Below are 18495 nucleotides of genomic sequence, written 5' to 3' on the forward strand. Positions count from 1 at the left end.
CGATCTCATGCGAGCACGCTCCGAGGCCGGAACGCGAAATAGGTGAGGACGACGAGCGATGCGATGAGGAGTGCCGCGTTCGCTTCGTGCAACGAGCGCAACACCGGTTCGAGCCCCGAGACGATCGTCGCCGCGCCGAGGGCACCCTGGAGAACTGCGAGCCCGAGCGCGACCCAAGACGCAGCTCGCGCCAGCGGATCGAGCTGCGGCGTCCGCAACCCGGCGAACCACGTGACGAGGGCCGCGGCGATCGTCACGTATGCGACGTATCTGTGCGCCATGTGGATCTGCTGGGCCGCCGTCATGCCACCCACAGCGCCGCAAAGCGGCAACGCCGTGCACGCAAGGCCGTCGTTCGACGCCGCCATCCAGCCCCCGGCGAACACGGCGAGGAAAGCGAGCGATGTCGTGCCTAGGGCGAGCCACTTGAAGCGACTACCAGGGCCGGCATGCGCGTGCTCAGCGGGCTCTGCATACGCGATGATCGTTACCATCAACAAGCTGACGAATGTCGAGAACCCGAGGACGAGGTGGACCGCGACGCTCGGCGCGTCGTTTTGCAGGACGATCGTCACCGCGCCGGCGACGATCTGTGCGACGATGAGCCCGAGCGACACCCACGACGCTTTGAAAGCGGCGGGCGCGTCGTTACGTGCGAACCACGCCGCGAGGAACGTCGCGATGACGATGATTGTGAGTAAAGCAGCGCCGACACGGTGATAGTACTCGTACATCACTTTCGGGTCGAGCGCAGGGAACCACGCGCCGCGGCAGCGGGGCCAATCGGGGCACGTCATGCCGGCGCCGTTGATGCGCACGATCGCGCCCCAGACGACGAGCGCGAACGAGAACACCGTCGATGCGACACCGACGCCACGGAGCAGGCCGAGACGGGGGGACATGCCTCGTGCTTGCGGCGCTCGGCAGATGAATCCTGTCCGCTCATGTTCCAAATGTAGTAGGCCGAGCGAAGCTCGGCTCTGGTTGTTGTGGAGCGGTCGACCTTCATGGTCGACCGCCGCGGCCTGGCAAAAGAAATGTAGTAGGCCGAGCGAAGCTCGGCTCTGGTTGTTATGGAGCGGTCGACCGCCGCGGCCTCGCGTAAGCAAACGTAGTAGGCCGAGCGAAGCTCGGCGGAGGTTGTGCATGCAGGACCGCTGCGTATCCGCTAGCAAGGCCCTCGGCGTGTCCAGCATCGAGCTCTCTGCTCCTCGACCGCACTCCGCCACCGTCCGTATGCCGGGAGACAAATCGATCTCGCATCGCGCTTTCATGTGCGCGTCGATCGCCGATGGCGAGTCGTCCATTGTCGGAGCGAACGCAGGCGCAGATGTCCGCGCGACGGTCGATGCGCTCCGCGCTCTCGGCGCCTCGATAAGAGGCGATATATCAAGCGCGATGCACGTCCGGGGGATACGCGACTTTCGCACGCCGGGGTCCGCGCTCGATTGCGGCAACTCCGGCAGCACTATGCGGATGCTCGCCGGGCTGATAGCGGGCCGCGTCGATGCGACCCTCGACGGCGACGCATCGCTACGACGTCGGCCGATGGAACGCGTCACCTACCCTTTGCGCATGATGGGTGCCGATGTCAAAACGACGAACGGAAAACCGCCGCTGAAGCTGCGCGCCTCACCGCAGCCCCTCCGAGGCGCCGCGATCACGCTGCCGGTCGCATCGGCGCAAGTAAAATCCGCAGTGCTCTTCGCCGCACTTCGTGCGCAAGGACCGACAGTAGTCACAGAACCGGCGCACACGCGTGACCATACCGAGCGGATGCTTCGCTCGATGGGCGCGAGCTTGGACGTGAATGGAAACAGCATTGCGGTTCAACCTTCGCTATTGAAGCCGCTCGCCGACTATCGCGTGCCCGGCGATTTCTCCGCAGCCTTCTTCTTCATCGCCGGCGCTGTAGTACTTCCCGGGTCGAATCTACGCCTCGAAAATCTCGGAATGAATCCGACGCGCATAGCCGCCCTCGACGTGTTGCGCGCGATGGGGGCAGACATCGAGATCATGGATACGCGCGAAGACCACGGCGAGGCGATCGGCGATGTCGTCGTCCGCGGTGGACGTGACCTTCGAAACGCTGCCATTGAAGCAGAGCAGATACCGAACCTCATCGACGAGATCCCGGCGCTGTGTACGCTCGCCGCCGCTGCCGGTATCGACTTCGAGGTACGCAATGCGTCAGATTTGCGGACGAAAGAATCGGACAGGCTCGCGACGACGGTTCGGCTGCTTCGCGCGTTTGGCGCTATTGCGGAAGAGCTGCCGGACGGCATCTCGATCGGGTCGGGCCGTCGATTGCGAGCCCCGGAGCGCGTCACCACCGAAGGCGATCACCGAATCGGCATGTCAGCAGCGATCCTCGGGCTCGCGACGCGATCACGTATAACGATCGACGATACCGACTGCATCGCCACGTCGTTTCCAAACTTCTCCGACGTATGGCGTTCAGCGTTCTACTAGTCCGACACGACGTGCGCTTGAAGCAATTCGTAGTTGATATCCTGGATTAGGACGTCATTTTTCCCGACGCCGACGAACCGACCAGTCGTCAGGATGGCGGCGTGCCCCTGATCGAGTCTGAATATCAAACCGATTGATCCACCAATGAAGGCGAAGTCTTCGCCGTGGAAATGCGTGCACCACACCGGATAGGGTGCGTCCATTGCTCCTTTGGTCGCCGATGCGAGAGCTTCGACCGATAGTATCGGCCGTCTCATACCCGCACGGTCAACATCATAGATAGCGACGCGGCTATCAGGTTCGCCGGCGACGCATCGGTCGCCGTCGGCGAGCACCATGAAAGTAGGCTCGGCAGGCTTGGGCCGGCGTATAGGGCGAACGTAACCGTTGTCGAGGGCGTACCAGTCGAGGCCTCCGCCGATCCGAATGCCCATCAGGTTTTTCCGGTCGTCCACAAAGCTCAAGCTGTCGTAGACGCGGGGCAGGGGGATGACCCTCAAGTGTCCGCCTATCAATGAACCTAGCCCAGGCTTATAAGAACCATGTGGGCCGTAACCTGGTTTCTCCCAGACGACGTAAACGGTGTCGCCCACGACGGTCGCATCCTCGAGCGACCACTTCGGCATGAAACGGTAGATCGCGACTTCAGGCCCGAAACTGACATCGCTCATCGGCGGCGCGGAATACCCCGCAAGGATAACGCCCCTATCACTATTTGGATTGCTCGGCGATACCATTGGTGTCGGCGAGGGACGAACCCATGACGCGATCCCTACGGTATTCGCGATGGCAGACAGCGCGAGAATACATGCGGCGGCCAGTGCGCTGAAGATGCCGATCAACCTTGACGCGGATTGCATCGACTACCTCGTTCCCCGGGCCTAGCGCAGTTCGGCGCTGCTCCACGCGTCGAGCACTTCTTCTTCCGTCGGCGGCCGCTCGATATTACTCGCGGCGAAGTCCTCTGCTTGCGGGTACCGCGTCGCTCGAACGCGTGCCGCCGCCGCCGCAAGATCGTATTCCGTGCGACGGAGCTGCACGTCGGGGCCGAGGAGCAGCCAATAAGCACCAGGCCTTCCGAAGGGCATCCCGACGCTGCCGGCGTTCAGAACGCGTAGGTCTCCGATCGCGCGGTCGAACTGCATGTGGGTGTGACCGCAGACGACGATATCGACCCCTAACCCGCCGAAGATCGGAACGAGCCGTTCTTCAGGAGTGCGGCGCGTGAAGATCTCCGTATCGTTGCGAGGCGTCGCGTGACAAAAGAGCACATCGCCGATCTCCGACACGTGCGCCCGGACGGATCTCTGCCACGTCGCGAGCACGTGCTCGTGACCCGGGTCCAGCTGTTCCGCGGTCCAGGTTATGACTTCGCGTACCTGTTCGGGAAGCGTCTTCGACTCGATGCCGTTCAAACGTTCGAGCACTTCGCGGTCGCCATTGCCTAGAACGAATCGTACTGGTATGTCGAGCGCGAAGAGCGTCGCCATCGTCTCGCGCGGCATCGGACCGGGAAGCACATCACCGCCGATGACGATCTGCTCGACGTCGGCCTTTCGGACTTCTTCGAGGACCGCTTCGAGCGCGGGCAGATTGGCATGGATATCGTACAGGGCCGCGACGCGACCGCTGAGCCTCACTCCGACGCGGTGCCGCGCAGCGAGGGAGCGAACGTGTCCAGCAAGTCGATGACGCAGGCCGCCACCGAGTCGATCCCGCTCTGAAGGCGACTGCTCGCGTCACGGGCTGCGGTGAGACGATGAGCGAGCTCATCCCAGCGATCGCTCGCGGCCTGAAGCTTCTCGATCCCGGCGGAGATGCGTTCGCCGAGCGCCGGGAGCTCGGAAGCGGCGACGAACGCCGGGGAATCAGTGATGCGCGTCAGGCGCGATCGGATGCGAAGACCTCTGACGAGCGCATAGACGACGGTCGCGAGCACGGCGACCGCGCCGATGATGATCGCAACGATCGACGCGTTCTCGAGGTTCATGGCTTGGGCGACGAAGAACCCGTGGACGAGTCGCCCGACTTGGATGTCGACGCCGACGTCGACGCGTCCGATGACTTCGGGCTCGCAGCCTTGCTGTCGGAAGCCCCGGCGCCGGTCTTCGACTCGGACGATTTGGAGCCCGACGCCGTGGAATCGGCCGATTTGCTGTCCGAGGGCGCGCGCGATGACGCGCCGCCGTAGTCGGTCTTGTGGAAGCCGCTGCCCTTGAAGACAAGGCCGATCGGATGGAAAACGCGGACGAGCTCACCGCCGCACGACGGACACTCGGTCGGCCGTTTGTCGTTGAAGCCGTGTTCGACCTCGTGGGTCTTGCCGCACGACTTGCAGCGATACTCGTATACTGGCATCGTATCCGGGGGCGGTGACTCTTAGAGCGCTGCTGCTGGCTCCGCCGCTTTTGGCCGGACCGTCGCAGCCAGCGCACCCTCTTCCACATCGAAGAGGCTCTCGCCAACCGCCATATATTCGACTTGTTCTTCGAGCAGGCCTTTGAGGCGCACGAGCGAGTCGTGCAGATCGCGTCGCACGCGACGTCGTCGCGACATCGCGTCGATCGCGCGCGCGATGAGGCCGCCGAACAGCGGATACCCGATGGCACAAGCGACTCGCGTCTGCTTGCCGCGCTGTTCGAATCGGAAATCGATTCGGCGCGCGGCCGAGTAAAGTCCCTCGAGCGAAAGGAAGGCGTTGCGGACGAGCCGCTTCACTTCGAACGTCTCTTGCCACCGCCGGCTCCCGGCGTGCATGCAGACGAGCAGTTCTTCATCGACGGCGAGCGGCTGTGAATCGGGCTGCTGTGCGTTCACGACCGACGGCATCCATACCGCCCAGCGCGTCACGTCGGTCACGAAATCGAACACCCTCGCGACCGGAACGTCGACATCTGTGTGATCCGCGCACAGTATCTTCATCCGTAGCGCTCCTTCGCAAGCGTATACATCGCGCCGGAGGGGTCCCCGGGACCCGCGCGAAGTGTCTGCCCTCCAAACGAAATCGTCGTCGACGGCGGAAAAACCTTCCTTTGCGAGGTGTCGCGCTTCACAATGGTCCGCGTACGCGTTGCCGCGCTTATCGTTCGCGATCGCCACGTGCTCCTCGCGCGTCACGTCAAACATGGACGGACGTCGTATCTGCTTCCCGGCGGCGGCATCGAAACAAGCGAGACCGCCATCGCCGCGCTGACGCGGGAGTTGCGCGAGGAAGCGAGCGCCGCAATCACGATCGGCGCGTTGCGTTACGTCGTCGAGGCGATCGCGCCTGACGGCTCCAAGCATCTGGTGCAGCTCGTCTTCGAAGCAAAGCTTGCGAGCGAAGTCGGGCCCTCGACGGACTCGCGGGTCGTCGCGTGCGAATGGCACGACGTCGCCGAGCTGAGGACGCTCGACATCCACCCAGCCATCGGTCCGCGACTCGCCGCGGACATCGAGTCGGGTAATAAGGCGGTCGACTACGTCAGCGCGCCCTGGATCGTCTGAAATAAAAAAAGACGGCGGCCGGGTCGCCTCGCGCGACGCGGCCGCCGTGTTCCCCGCCGCCTACTTGTTGTAGCGAAGGAAGGCGGGCACTTCGATCTCGTCCATGCTGATCGGCTTGACCTTTTCGATCTCGCCGACGCCGAGCACTCGCTGACGATCTCGCGCGCGCGAGCCGAAACCAGTCGCGAGCACGGTGACGCGCACTTCGTTCTGGAGCCGGTCGTCGATCGTCGCCCCGAAGATGACTTCCGCGTCCGGATCGACCGTCTTCGCGATGGCCTCCGCGGCTTCGTTCACCTCGTACATGGACAGATCCGATCCGCCGTAGATGTTGAAGATGACGCCGCGAGCGCCGTCGATCGTCGCCTCGAGCAGCGGGCTCGACACAGCCTTTTGCGCCGCATCGGCCGCACGGTGCTCACCGCTTCCGATGCCGATGCCCATGAGCGCGGAGCCGGCATCCGTCATGACGCGCCGCACGTCGGCGAAGTCGAGGTTGATCAAACCGGGCTGCGTTATGAGATCGGTGATGCCCTGGATGCCCTGGCGGAGCACGTCGTCTGCGTAGCGAAACGCTTCGACGAGCGGCGTCTTCTTCTCGATCACCGAGAGCAGCCGATCGTTCGGGATGACGATGAGCGTATCGACCTTCTGCTCGAGCTCGGAGATGCCGCGCTCGGCGATCTGCGCCCGCTTCCTCAGCTCGAAGCCGAAAGGTTTCGTGACGACGCCGACCGTCAACGCACCGGCCGAACGTGCGAGCTCGGCGAGGATCGGCGCAGCGCCGGTACCGGTTCCGCCGCCCATGCCAGCGGTGATGAAGACGAGATCGGTGCCTTCGACGAGCAACGCGAGGTCTTCTTTCGATTCGTCGGCGGCTTGCCGTCCGATCTCCGGATCCGCGCCGGCTCCCAAGCCGCGCGTCAGGTTCTGTCCGATCTGCAGCTTGTTCTCGGTCCGCGAGTTCTTCAGCGCTTGCACGTCGCAGTTGACCGCGTAGAACTCGGCGCCTTTGATGCCCGCGTCGACCATCCGGTTGATGGCGTTGCAGCCGCCGCCGCCGACGCCGATGACTTTGATGCTCGCCATGTGCTCCGGCACGTAGCGCCGCTGCTCCGTCATATCTCTTAGACCCCTTTCTCGTTCAACCGATATATTCGGACAACCACGAGGTCATCCGAGACCAAACGCCTTTGCGCTCGCCGTTCTTCGATTGCGTGCTCGCGTGGTCCGATGCTCCGAACAACACGAGCCCGACGGCGGTCGCGAACGCGGGATTCTTGATCGTCTCGGTCAGCCCGCCGACGTGCATCGGCGTTCCGATGCGTGCGGGCAGATCGAAGAACTCCGATGCGAGCGAGTCGATGCCCTCGAGCCTTGCGCCGCCGCCGGTGACGACGAGTTCCGCGAGCATCACCTCGGGCGGGCAGTTCTGCGCGAGGTTCGCCCGCACGAGCTTGAAGATCTCCGTCATGCGCGCGACGATGATCTGGCGGAGGAACGTCTTCGATGCCGAGCGCGTCGTCCGTCCGGACAACGCTTTCACTTCGAAGGTCTCTTCCCCCAGGTCGCGCGACATGTCGGCGGTACCGTACGCGTGCTTGATGTTCTCGGCCTCTTGGAAACTCGTCTTGAGACCGAGCGCCACGTCGTTCGTGACGATGTTGCCGCCGACGGGCACGGTCCACGTGTGGTAGACGCCGCCGCCCCAATAGACCGCGACGTCCGTCGTGCCGCCGCCGATGTCGAGCAATACGACGCCCGCATTGCGCTCTTCGGGCAATAGCACGGCCACGCCGCTGGCAAGCGGCTCGAAGATGACGCCCGTCGGCTCGATGCCGGCGCGATGGACGCATTTGAGGACGTTGGCGACGAACGACGAGCCCGCGGTGACGATGTGCGTGTCGACCTCGAGCCGCGCGCCCGACATGCCGACGGGGTCGGTGATGCCGTTCTGGCCGTCGACCGCGTACTCGCGCGGCAGCGTGTGGATTATCTGGCGATCCGCCGTGAGGTTGATGATGCTGCTCGCATCGACGACGCGTTTGACGTCGCCCGGCACGACCTCGCGGTCGTCGCCGCCGACGGCGACGATGCCGTGCGAGTTCTGCGATCGCACGTGTTCGCCCGTGACGCCTACGAATGCCGACTCGATGTGCGCGCCGGCCATCCGCTCCGCCGTTTCGGTCGCTCCCTCGATCGACTTGACCGTCTCTTCGAGGTCCGTGACGACGCCTTTGCGCAGCCCGACCGACGGGCACACGCCGAAACCGACGATGTCCATATCGCCGTCGCGTCCGATTGTCGCGATGACCGCCGCGGTCTTCGTGGTGCCGATGTCGAGACCGGCGATGAGGTCGCTACGTGCCAAGGCTATCCCCGTTATCCGCCGGTTTTTCCGTGCGCTGTCCACAGGCTGTGGATAAGCGTCGCCAAGAACAACGCTGGCGACCCATAGGGTCGCCAAGAGTCCGTCGCGAGCATTCCAAACGCGCGCGTACATCCCTGCAAGGCGTTCGTGCGATCGTCGCGATCGTCGTCGTCATCGATAGAGCACCGTCGGCGCGCGCACGCTTCGCAAGTCGACGTAGACGACGTTTTCCGGCGCCGCGATCTTGGGCACGATCGATTTGAAGAGCGTCACCTTCTTCGCGAGGTCGTCTTCGGTGCCGAGGATCGCGCGCAATCCGTCATCGGAGGTGACGGTGATGCCCGTCGCCGGCTTGAGATCGACTTCCGAGACGCGGAGTCCGAGAGCTCGCAGCTGGACCAGCGCATCGTACGCCTGCTGGAAGTCGTCTCCCGGTATCGGCGAACCCGGTTCAAGGCCGGAGGGTGCCGGGTCGATGCGGATGAGCGGCAAAGCGGCGGCTTGCTCTTCCCTTGGGTCCGATCGACCGACGGCAGAGACGTCGAGAACGCGCCCGGTCGCGTCGATCAGCGCCTCGGAGGCGCCAGGCTCCTCGGCCGACGCACCCGAGAGACGCACGCGCACGACCGCTTGACGCTCGGTGACCGAGACGGAGATTCGGTTCGGCCACGTCCGCTGCACTGCGGCGGTCGCGACCCACGGAAGAGCCTCGATTCGGCGCCTCGCGGCCGCGGTGTCGAGGAGCCAGACGTTCGTGCCCTTCGGGAAACCTGCGGCGTAGAGTACGTCGGCGACCGGCGTGCGCGCTTCGCCCGAAACGTTCAAGCCGGCGAATGCGAGGCGTGGATCGCCCGCCTCTTTGAATCCGAACGCGACGAGCGCCGTCGCGAGCAGGACGAGCGCCACGACGGCGACCTGAACGCCGATCGAATGCGGGGAGTCCTTGACACGCCTACGCACGTCCGAAGGCCACCCCGTCGAAGAGATTCGCGAACGCCTCCGCGACTCCGGCGCCGAGCGGCGCGACCACACGCTGCGCAGCTTGTTTTGCCAGCGGCGAGCCGTTGCCGACGGCGTACGATCTGCCGGCCCAACGGAGCATCGGGGCATCGTTGTCCGCATCCCCGATGGCGGCGACTTCCGTCCGATCGAGCCGTCGCTGCGAGGCGACCCACGCCAGCGCGGTCGCCTTGTCCGCTTGAGGATCGGTGACTTCGAGATATTGAGGAAGGCTGCGGAACACATTGGCTCGCTTGCCGAAGCGAGCGCCGAGCTCCCGCACCTGCTCTTGGACGGTCGACGGGTCCGAGATCGCGAGCAGTTTCATCGGCCCTGGCCCGGGTGCTTTGCCCGTCAAGAGCGCGCCAAGATCGGGGACCATGACAGGCTCGACCCGCGACAACCTGAGGTACTCGTCGGTGCGGGCGTCCGTGCCGTCGAGATAGAGCCGATCGCCGAAATAGAGTTGGACGCGCATGCCCGCGGTGCGGGTCGCCTCGAGCGCCTCGAGCGCGATCGCCGCGTCGAGCGGCACGGAACGCTCGATCGTCGCGCTGTCGATGTCGAACACCGCGGCGCCGTTGAGCGAGATGAGAAAGCCGTGCAGACCGAGCGCTCTTGCAAACGGCACGCCGGCTGAGAAAAGTCTGCCGGTGGCGATGCATATCTCGACGCCGGCGGCGGCGGCGTGCTCGATGGCGCTCCTATCGGAGTCCGATATTTTCAGGTCCGGACCGACGAGGGTCCCATCGAGGTCGACTGCGACGAGCTTGACGGAGCTCACGCCTCCGCTTCCCAGACATTGTCTCCGCCGAAAACCGCCGCAAGTTCGGTTCGGAGCTCGGCGGTCGGCGTGACCGATTGGCGCAGCGGCTTGCGCTCGTCGCTTCCGGCGCCCGCGTGGAGCACGATACGGCACGAGCCGCCGGCGGCTTCGAGGACGAGCTCGCGAAGGCGAGCGAGACGACGCGCGTCGGCTGCGTCGCCGAGCAGCTTCACGTGGATGGATCCCGCTTCGGCCTTCTCGGTGGCGGCCGTCGCGCTCACGCCGTTCACAACCGCGCGCGGCACGACCGGCTGATAATCCCGAGTGCCTATGGCACGTGCGTGAGCGAGCGGCCACGCTTCGAGCGCGTGCAGACTCACTTCCGGCCGATCGTCATCCGCGGCGTCGACGTTGACGGCCGCCAGCGGCTTCCCGATCGCGCGCCGCTCTTTGACGCGGCCTTTGACGACGACGACGGCATCGTCGGCGAAGATCGGTGCGAGCTCGGCGTACCACTTCGGGAAGACGACGACCTCGACGGCAGACGTCATATCTTCGAGGCGGGCGATGAGCATCTGGCCGCCGGCCTTCGTCACGACGCGCCGGGTCGACGACACGACGCCGCCGATGACGGCGAAATCGTCCTCGGGCAGCTCGCGCAGACTCGCGATGCTGCACGTTGTCTTGCGCGCGAGGTCCGCCGCCTTATCCGCCAGCGGGTGACCCGAGAGATAGACGCCGATGGCTTCCTTCTCGTACGACAGGCGCGCTGCGGGCGACAGCTCGGGTGCGCCCGGCAGCGCCGGAGCGGGCAGAGAACCGGTGTCGTGTCCGCCGAAGAGCGACGTTTGGCCAAGATCGCGGTCGCGCGCAAGCTGCTGTCCGTAGTCGATCGCCGCTTCGATCCCCGCCAGCTGGCGAGAGCGGCCGCCAGGCAACGAGTCGAGCGCACCACCCTTGATCATCGACTCGAGAACGCGCCGGTTGACGAGCCGCGTGTCGACGCGGGCACAGATGTCCGCGACCGAAGCGTACGGCCCGTTCGTGCGCTTCGCTATGAGCTCGACGATGGCGCCCTCGCCGACGTTCTTGAGCGCGCCGAGACCGAACCGGATAGCGCCGTCGACGACCGTGAAGTCGGTGCTGCTCTCGTTGACGTCGGGCGGCAAGATCGGCAACCGCAGACTCACGCATTCGGCGAGATACTCGACGACCTTGTCGGTATTGCCCTTCACCGATGTCAGCAGGGCCGCCATGAACGCGAGCGGATGATTGGCTTTGAGCCACGCGGTCCTGTACGCGAGCAGCCCGTAGCAGACCGAGTGCGCTTTGTTGAAGCCGTAACCCGCGAAGGGCTCGATGAACAGCCAGATCCGCTCCGCGAGCGGCGCCTCGATGCCGTGGCTGACGCAACCCTTGACGAACTTCTCGCGCTCGACGGGGATCTTCTCTTTGATCTTTTTGCCGATGACCTTGCGGAGCGCGTCGGCTTGGGCGACGGTGTAGCCGGCGAGCTCGCGGCAGATCTGCATGACCTGCTCTTGATAGACCGCGACGGAATACGTCTCTTCGAGGATCGGCTCGAGCTTCGGGTGGAGATACGTGATCTTGCGCCGGCCGTGCTTGCCGGCGATGAAGTCCGGGATCCAGTCCATCGGCCCGGGGCGATAGAGCGCGACCATCGCGATGACGTCCTCGATGCGGGTCGGCTTGAGCTCGGCGATGTAACGCCGCATGCCGGCGCTCTCGAGCTGGAAGACGCCGGTCGTCTGACCTGCCGACAGCAGCTCGTACGTCTTCGCGTCGTCGAGCGGGATCGTCTCGATCTCGAACTGGGGATCGGCCGTCCGCTTGATCTCGGCTGCGGCGGCCGCGATGACCGTCAGGTTTCGCAAGCCGAGGAAATCCATCTTGAGCAGACCGACGCGTTCGACCCACTCCATCGAATATTGCGTGTTGATGTCGTCGTCGCCAAGGCGTACGAGCGGCGCGTAGTCGGTGATCGGACCGGGTGCGATGACGACGCCCGCGGCGTGCGTCGACGCGTGCCGAGCGAGACCCTCGACGCGCATCGCCGTGTCGAGCAGGTTTCGTGCCTGCGGGCTGGACTGATAGACGGACGTCAGTTCGGGAACCGTGTCGATCGCCTGGCGGATGGTCACGGGATTCGTCGGGATGTTCGGGATGAGCTTCGCGATGCGGTCGACGTCGCCGAGCGGCACGCCCATGACGCGGCCGACATCGCGCACGGCGGCACGCGCCGCCATGGTTCCGAACGTCACGATCTGGGCGACGCGATCTTTCCCATACTTCTCGGTGACGTATTCGATGACTTCATCGCGGCGCTCGAAGCAGAAATCCGTGTCGATGTCGGGCATCGAGATGCGATCCGCGTTGAGAAAGCGTTCGAAGAAGAGATTGTAGCGGAACGGGTCGACGTCCGCGATCCGCAGCGCGTACGCGACGAGGCTGCCGGCGGCCGAGCCGCGACCGGGGCCGACCGGAATGCCTCGCTCGCGCGCGTAGCGCACGAAATCCCACACTATAAGGAAGTACGACGCGTAGCCCATGCTGTTGATGACGCTAAGCTCTTGCTCGACGCGCTCGAGGTGCTTGGGCTCCGGCCGGCCGTAGCGCTCGACGAGCCCTTCCATGCAGAGCTTCCGCAGATACGCCTTGTCGTCGGTCTCACCGGAAGGCACCGGGAAGGCAGGCAACGCGAAGGACGTCGACTCGAGATCGATGTCGACCATGTCGGCGATGTCGATCGTCGCGTCGCACGCGGCAGCGTCGTCGTCGAACAGCTCGCGCATCTCTTCCGCCGACTTGACGTAGAAGTCGTCGCCGTCGAAGCGCAGCCGGTCCGGGTCGGAGACCATGCGCCCGGTGCCGATGCACAGCAGGACGTCGTGCGCGGCGGCATCGTCCTTGCGCAAGTAATGCGAGTCGTTCGTCGCGACCGCCCTGATGCCGAGCTCGGCCGAAAGCTGTCGAAGCTGCGGGCGCACCTTGTCTTCGAGCGCCATGTGATGGTGGTGCAGCTCGATGAAGAAACGCTCGCCGAAGATCGCGCGATAGCTGCCGAGAAGCTCGCGCGCGCCGGCGACGTCGTCTTTCAACAGCCGCTGCTGCACCCCGCCTCCGAGGCAGCCGGAAAGCACGATGAGACCGCGGTTGTGAGCGGCGAGCAGATCGAGATCGACGCGCGGCTTGTAGTAGTAGCCGTCGATATATCCGGTCGAGACGAGTCGGATGAGGTTGCGGTAGCCTTCGGCGTCGGCCGCGAGCACGGTGAGATGGTATTCGTCACGCGCCGTCCGATCGCGATGTCCGCGCGGTGCGACGTACATCTCGCAGCCGATGATGGGCTTGATGCCCTGCGAACGGGCCGCGAAATAGAATTCGAGCGCACCGTAGAGAACGCCGTGATCGGTGAGCGCGATCGCCGGCATGTCGAACTCTTTAGCCGCGCCGATGAGGTCGTTGATCCGGCACGCGCCGTCGAGGAGCGAGTACTCGCTATGGACGTGAAGGTGGACGAAGCTGCGCGCCATGGATCTCCGGGTGCTCGAACACGTGTTTGGACTGTATTCCGGGTCCCTTCGACGCTCCCTTGTGGAGGCGCTTGTGGGCCGGCTGTGAGCGGCTGTCCATAAATCGACAATCTTGTGGAAGGACCGGACGCGTCGAGGTCGCTTTCGGCGCCGAGGGGAACGGCGCGTCGTGACCGACAGGCTCGATATCCATTCCCTCGCGCTCGGCGCCGAAACGCGCATCCGTCCGCACGTCCCCGAGACTCCGCTGAGGCGGTCCGACTTCTTGTCGGACGAGCACCACGCCGACGTCTATCTCAAGCTCGAAAACCTCCAACTCACAGGCTCGTTCAAGGTACGAGGCGCTTTCACTAAACTGCTCTCGCTCGGGCAACGCGAGCGCTCGCGCGGCGTCGTGGTCGCGTCGACCGGCAATCACGGCCTCGCGATGGCGTACGCGATGAAACGCCTCGGTGTCGCCGGAATCGTTTTCGTACCCGAAGGCGCCGCCGCGACAAAGGTCGACAACATCCGCCGGTACGGCGCCGAGGTCCGCTTCCATGGACCTGAAGGCGGCGCGACCGAGCGGCACGCGCGATCGTACGCAGCCGAGCACGGGATGGTCTACGTCTCGCCGTATAACGACGTCGACGTCGTCGCCGGCCAAGCCACGGTGGGCGTCGAGATCGCGCGCCAACTCGACGGCGTCGACGTCGTCATCGCCTCGCTCGGGGGCGGCGGCCTCATCGGCGGCATCGCCGGGTTTCTGAAAGCCGCCTCGAAGCGCGCACGCGTCGTCGCCGTCTCGCCTCGAAATTCGAAAGCGATGATGGAGTCGGTCAAAGCCGGCCGCGTCATCGATACCGAGCATAGACCGACGCTCTCGGACGCGACGGCCGGCGGCATCGACCATGACACGATCACCTTCGATCTGTGCCGCCTGTACGTCGACGATTTCGTCGACGTCGACGAGGCCGCCATCCGCGCGGGGATGCGCGACGTCATCGAGCGCGAGCATCTTCTCGTCGAGGGTTCGGCGGCGGTCGCCGTCGCCGGTCTCGCCGAACTCGATGGCCTCGCCGGCAAGAAGATCGCCGTCGTCCTGTGCGGCGCGAATATCGACGCGTCGAAGCTCAAAGAGGCCTTGTAGCGGTGGAGCTTTAGCTCGACCGGGTAAGAAAACTCGCCGCTCGGCCGCGTCGTTGGGCAATCCGGCTACGGACCCGAAGTCACGGCGAATCATATGACCGCGCGGCGATGACCTTCGGCCCTAGGCCAGTCATCGGGCCTCAATACAATAGTGCCAAATGCAGTGCGGACCGTCTACGGCGCACCGCGTCTTGCACGTGCGCACGATCCTCTTCGCGATCGTCGCAGCAGCGGTGCTCGGCGTTGGCTGCAGCCACTCGGCGCCGATGTTCGCGGTCCCTAGCGGGCCCGGGTCGGCAGAGCGCGTGCATCGCGACGATCAGGCGCCCGCACATCTGCTCACCTGGATCAACGCTGACCACGCGAACCCCGAGCCCGACTGGTCGAGCGTCCGGCCATATCTCGATTACGCGCTCGTCGGGCAAAGCGTTCGAGACGTGCTGCTCGCGCAGTCGATCGCGGCCGGCGGGATCGGCGTCGTGCCGTATACGAACCCGAACCATCAGGCGCAAGACGGCAAGCCGCATTTCCCGGACAACCTGCCGCAAGACTTCGCTCACGACTGCCAGGGCGCGCGCATCTATCGCATCGGCTACGGATATCCCACGCCGCCCCCGGGTCCACCGCCGACGCCGACCGACTACACGACGTACCTGATGGATCCGCATTCGACGCATCTCGCGCAGTCTTGGGCGGACGAAGTGACCGGGTTCGTCTCTCAGACCGCCGTCACTCCGGCGTACGTCTTCGAAGATACGGCCGATTCGATCAGGAACATGAACGCCGCACCGTGCCGCTACTCACCTGGCGCATGGACCACCGCGAGCATCGGCCTCGATCAGAACATGATCGTCGACGCCGCCGCGGTTGGCGATTCCGTGTCGATCGTCTATAACGGACTCGGCACGTCGCTCCATCCGAACCCGTCGCGCACGCCGCAGGCATTCGGCCTCAACGCCGTGGCATCGGGCGGCATGGCGGAGAATTGCTATTCGCGCCAGCCGGCATCGTCGCCGAACAACCCGGATCCGACGCCCGAGCCGGCGCACGGTTCGCAGTGGCTTGCGACCGAGAACATCGAGCTCGAAATGGCGGCCGCGCAGAAGTTGTTCGTGTGCAATGCTAACAGCGGCGGCCGCACCGCGGCGGAGACGCAAACCGGACTGCGCATGTACGTCATCGCATCCGTCTTGCTGACGTACGATCCGGCGACGACGATACTCGACGAGGAGTTCAAACCGGCGAGCGGCTTCGAGGTGTTGCCGGAATCATCGATCGTCGCTGTGCAGCCCCTCGCGCCGGCGCCGGCAGATATCTCCGGCCTTGACACGAGCGGCGTCTATGCGCGGCAGTATGCGACGTGCTATGTCGGCGGCAAGCTGATCGGATCGTGCGCCGCCGTCGTCAATCCGAGCGTCACCGCCACGTATCCATTTCCATTCGCGGGCACGTACACGGGGACGCTCAAGATCGTCGGCGGCGGCGTGCTCGATGCCGGCGCGAAGATCAAGCTCCTGAGCGGCGTGCCCGGCACGATTGCACCGAGAAGCGCGGCGGTCGCATTTGCGCCCGCGCCATCTCCAACGCCCTAGCCGTTGATCGCGGGCGGTCCGCCGCGATCGTGACCGATGCCCGTCGCGGCCGCACCGCCGCCGAACAATACTTTCCACGCCGCCATGACGACGATGGCGGCGGCGACGACTACGAGCGCGAACGCGAGCAGATGCAGCACCGGCAGTATGAGGCCGATGACGATGAGGATCGCAAGGATGACGAGTATGGTTTTCAACGCGAGCACCTCCTGATGGCGTCATGTACTACCGGGCTATCGGCTCGCGAGTTTCGCCGCGCGACAATCCTCGCAAGGCGTCAACGAAGGACTCATCCCGCAACGGACGATATGGGGTATACTAGGACAATATTCGCGCCGGCGCTTCGTCCCGCATCGCGATTCTGCAGGAGCTGCCTCCTCCATGGCTGTCATCACCGGCGAATCCATCGGCCTCGAACGATTCGGATTCGGACCCGTCCGGTCGGCGTCACGTAATCTCACCGCCGCGGCGCTTTTCGAAGAGTCGATCCGGCGGCGCGAAGGAATCGCGGCGGCCGCGGGCCCGCTCGTCGTCCGCACCGGCAAGCACACGGGCCGATCGCCGCAAGACAAGTTCTTCGTCCGCGAGCCCGGCAGCGAAAAACACGTCGACTGGGGCAAGACGAATAAGCCCTTCGAACGCGACGGCTTCGAGTCGCTGCTGCGACGCGTCGATGAATATCTTCGCGACAAGGACGTGTTCGTTCTCGACGCGTTCGCCGGCGCAGATCCGGCGTATCGCCTCCCCATCCGCGTCGTCACGGAATACGCCTGGCACAATCTCTTCGCGCGTCACCTCTTCATCCCGGCGACGACCGATCGGCTCGCGAGCTTCACGCCTGAGTTCGCGGTCGTCGACGCGGCGAATTTCCTCGCCGTTCCCGAGCGTGACGCCACGCGCTCGGAGACGTTCATCATCGTGGACCTAGGGCGCAAGCTCATCCTCATCGGCGGCACGACGTACGGCGGCGAGATCAAGAAGTCGATCTTCACGGTCATGAACTACTTGCTGCCGCTGCGGGGCGCGATGCCGATGCACTGCTCGGCGAACGTCGGCAAGGCGGGCGATACCGCGATATTCTTCGGCCTGTCGGGCACCGGCAAGACGACGCTTTCCGCCGATCCGGAGCGCGCGCTCATCGGCGACGACGAGCATGGCTGGACCGACACCGGCGTCTTCAACTTCGAGGGCGGCTGCTACGCGAAGGCGATCCATCTGTCGGCCGAGCTCGAGCCGCAGATCTTTCCGACGACGCGCACGTTCGCGACGGTGCTCGAGAACGTCGTCATCAATGGGACGACGCGCGAACTCGACCTCGACTCCGACCGCTACACCGAGAACACGCGAGCCGCATATCCCCTGACATCGGTCACGAACGTCGCTCCGGGCGGCAAGGCAGGACACCCGCGCAATCTCGTCATGCTCACCTGCGACGCGTTCGGCGTTTTGCCGCCCGTCGCGCGTATGACGCCGGCGCAAGCGATGTACCACTTCTTATCCGGCTACACGGCGAAGGTGGCGGGCACCGAAAAAGGCGTCACCGAGCCCCAGACGACGTTCTCGCACTGCTTCGGCGCGCCGTTCATGGTCCACGAACCAGTCGTCTACGCGAAGCTGCTCGGCGAGCGTATCGCGCGCCACGACGTGCGCTGCTGGCTCGTCAACACCGGCTGGAGCGGCGGGCCGTACGGCGTCGGCAAGCGCATGAAGCTCGCGTACACGCGCGCGATGGTCAACGCCGCGATCGGCGGACAACTCGGCGGCGTCGCGTTCCACGCCGATCCGATCTTCCACGTCGAAGTGCCGGCAAGCGTGCCTGGCGTGCCTGACGAGATCCTCGACCCCCGCAATACGTGGCCCGACAAAGCCGCATACGAGGCGAAGGCGCACGATCTCGCCCGGAAGTTCCGCGAGAACTTCGAGAAGTTCGCGAAAACCGCGACGCCCGAGATCCTCAGCGCCCAACCCGCCGTCTAGCGGATTAGGAAGGGAGATACCGTCTTGGCTGTCAAGCCCGGACGGTATCATAGTTGGGGTCAAAGGGCTTTTGGCTGCGCAGCACGCCGTACGCGATGTGAATGAGTTTGCGCATGACGGCGCCGATGATGAGCATTTCGCTCTTGCCGG

17 protein-coding genes are annotated in these 18495 nt (G+C 64.8%); 6 read left to right on the plus strand and 11 right to left on the minus strand.

Annotated elements, in window-relative coordinates; genetic code table 11:
* Window positions 1–5: 5 nt before the first annotated feature.
* Window positions 6–902: a COX15/CtaA family protein gene (locus VFO25_04995; protein ID HET9342246.1), complete on the minus strand. Its 897-nt coding sequence runs from the start codon at window positions 900–902 to the stop codon at window positions 6–8.
* 283 nt (window positions 903–1185) lie between these two features.
* On the opposite strand from VFO25_04995, the gene aroA reads away from it, so the two are divergent.
* Complete coding sequence (aroA, locus tag VFO25_05000; protein HET9342247.1) at window positions 1186–2472, plus strand: 3-phosphoshikimate 1-carboxyvinyltransferase; 1287 nt, start codon at window positions 1186–1188, stop codon at window positions 2470–2472.
* Here aroA and VFO25_05005 read toward each other — a convergent pair.
* The 3 genes from VFO25_05005 to VFO25_05015 are packed head-to-tail and all read right to left on the minus strand — an operon-like array spanning window position 2469 to window position 4462.
* Window positions 2469–3314 carry a hypothetical protein gene (locus VFO25_05005; GenBank protein HET9342248.1) on the minus strand — a complete coding sequence of 282 codons (846 nt, stop codon included), beginning with the start codon at window positions 3312–3314 and terminating at the stop codon, window positions 2469–2471. The genes aroA and VFO25_05005 overlap by 4 nt on opposite strands.
* A 39-nt stretch (window positions 3315–3353) precedes the next feature.
* Window positions 3354–4112 (minus strand): metallophosphoesterase family protein, encoded by a 759-nt coding sequence (locus tag VFO25_05010; GenBank protein HET9342249.1) that lies wholly within the window; start codon window positions 4110–4112, stop codon window positions 3354–3356.
* On the minus strand, window positions 4109–4462 hold the full coding sequence (locus VFO25_05015; GenBank protein ID HET9342250.1) for a hypothetical protein: 354 nt from the start codon (window positions 4460–4462) through the stop codon (window positions 4109–4111). Before VFO25_05015 ends, VFO25_05010 begins: the two co-directional genes overlap by 4 nt.
* A 3-nt stretch (window positions 4463–4465) precedes the next feature.
* Here VFO25_05015 and VFO25_05020 point away from each other — a divergent pair, with 3 nt between their 5' ends.
* Window positions 4466–4663: a hypothetical protein gene (locus tag VFO25_05020; protein HET9342251.1), complete on the plus strand. Its 198-nt coding sequence runs from the start codon at window positions 4466–4468 to the stop codon at window positions 4661–4663.
* A 188-nt stretch (window positions 4664–4851) separates the two neighbouring features.
* Here VFO25_05020 and VFO25_05025 read toward each other — a convergent pair whose 3' ends face one another.
* Entirely contained in the window at window positions 4852–5394 is a 543-nt protein-coding gene (locus tag VFO25_05025) for an SRPBCC family protein (GenBank protein HET9342252.1), read from the minus strand.
* 132 nt (window positions 5395–5526) lie between these two features.
* Between VFO25_05025 and VFO25_05030 the strand changes: the two genes are divergently transcribed.
* Window positions 5527–5958 carry an NUDIX domain-containing protein gene (locus tag VFO25_05030; protein ID HET9342253.1) on the plus strand — a complete coding sequence of 144 codons (432 nt, stop codon included), beginning with the start codon at window positions 5527–5529 and terminating at the stop codon, window positions 5956–5958.
* Window positions 5959–6018: 60 nt separating this feature from the next.
* On the opposite strand, the gene ftsZ is transcribed toward VFO25_05030, so the two are convergent.
* The 5 genes from ftsZ to VFO25_05055 all read right to left on the minus strand — a co-directional run bounded on the left by ftsZ (window position 6019) and on the right by VFO25_05055 (window position 13648).
* The gene (gene ftsZ / locus VFO25_05035) at window positions 6019–7080 is read right to left on the minus strand and encodes a cell division protein FtsZ (protein ID HET9342254.1); all 1062 of its coding nucleotides are present in this window, start codon (window positions 7078–7080) and stop codon (window positions 6019–6021) included.
* Window positions 7081–7102: 22 nt separating this feature from the next.
* Window positions 7103–8329: a cell division protein FtsA gene (ftsA, locus tag VFO25_05040; protein ID HET9342255.1), complete on the minus strand. Its 1227-nt coding sequence runs from the start codon at window positions 8327–8329 to the stop codon at window positions 7103–7105.
* Window positions 8330–8500: 171 nt separating this feature from the next.
* Complete coding sequence (locus VFO25_05045; protein ID HET9342256.1) at window positions 8501–9289, minus strand: FtsQ-type POTRA domain-containing protein; 789 nt, start codon at window positions 9287–9289, stop codon at window positions 8501–8503.
* On the minus strand, window positions 9282–10112 hold the full coding sequence (locus VFO25_05050; GenBank protein ID HET9342257.1) for a Cof-type HAD-IIB family hydrolase: 831 nt from the start codon (window positions 10110–10112) through the stop codon (window positions 9282–9284). The genes VFO25_05045 and VFO25_05050 overlap by 8 nt, the downstream gene beginning before the upstream one ends.
* The gene (locus tag VFO25_05055) at window positions 10109–13648 is read right to left on the minus strand and encodes a DNA polymerase III subunit alpha (protein ID HET9342258.1); all 3540 of its coding nucleotides are present in this window, start codon (window positions 13646–13648) and stop codon (window positions 10109–10111) included. Before VFO25_05055 ends, VFO25_05050 begins: the two co-directional genes overlap by 4 nt.
* A 169-nt stretch (window positions 13649–13817) precedes the next feature.
* Here VFO25_05055 and VFO25_05060 point away from each other — a divergent pair, with 169 nt between their 5' ends.
* Complete coding sequence (locus tag VFO25_05060) at window positions 13818–14777, plus strand: threonine/serine dehydratase (GenBank protein HET9342259.1); 960 nt, start codon at window positions 13818–13820, stop codon at window positions 14775–14777.
* A 196-nt stretch (window positions 14778–14973) separates the two neighbouring features.
* Complete coding sequence (locus tag VFO25_05065; GenBank protein ID HET9342260.1) at window positions 14974–16368, plus strand: hypothetical protein; 1395 nt, start codon at window positions 14974–14976, stop codon at window positions 16366–16368.
* On the opposite strand, the gene VFO25_05070 is transcribed toward VFO25_05065, so the two are convergent.
* A complete protein-coding gene (locus VFO25_05070; GenBank protein HET9342261.1) occupies window positions 16365–16565 on the minus strand; it encodes a hypothetical protein in 201 nt (66 codons plus the stop codon). The two genes, VFO25_05065 and VFO25_05070, sit on opposite strands and share 4 nt — an antisense overlap.
* A 184-nt stretch (window positions 16566–16749) precedes the next feature.
* Here VFO25_05070 and pckA point away from each other — a divergent pair, with 184 nt between their 5' ends.
* A complete protein-coding gene (gene pckA / locus VFO25_05075) occupies window positions 16750–18345 on the plus strand; it encodes a phosphoenolpyruvate carboxykinase (ATP) (GenBank protein ID HET9342262.1) in 1596 nt (531 codons plus the stop codon).
* Window positions 18346–18495: the final 150 nt, after the last annotated feature.

The organism is Candidatus Eremiobacteraceae bacterium (genome assembly GCA_035710745.1).
Taxonomy (GTDB): Bacteria; Vulcanimicrobiota; Vulcanimicrobiia; order Eremiobacterales; family Eremiobacteraceae; genus JANWLL01.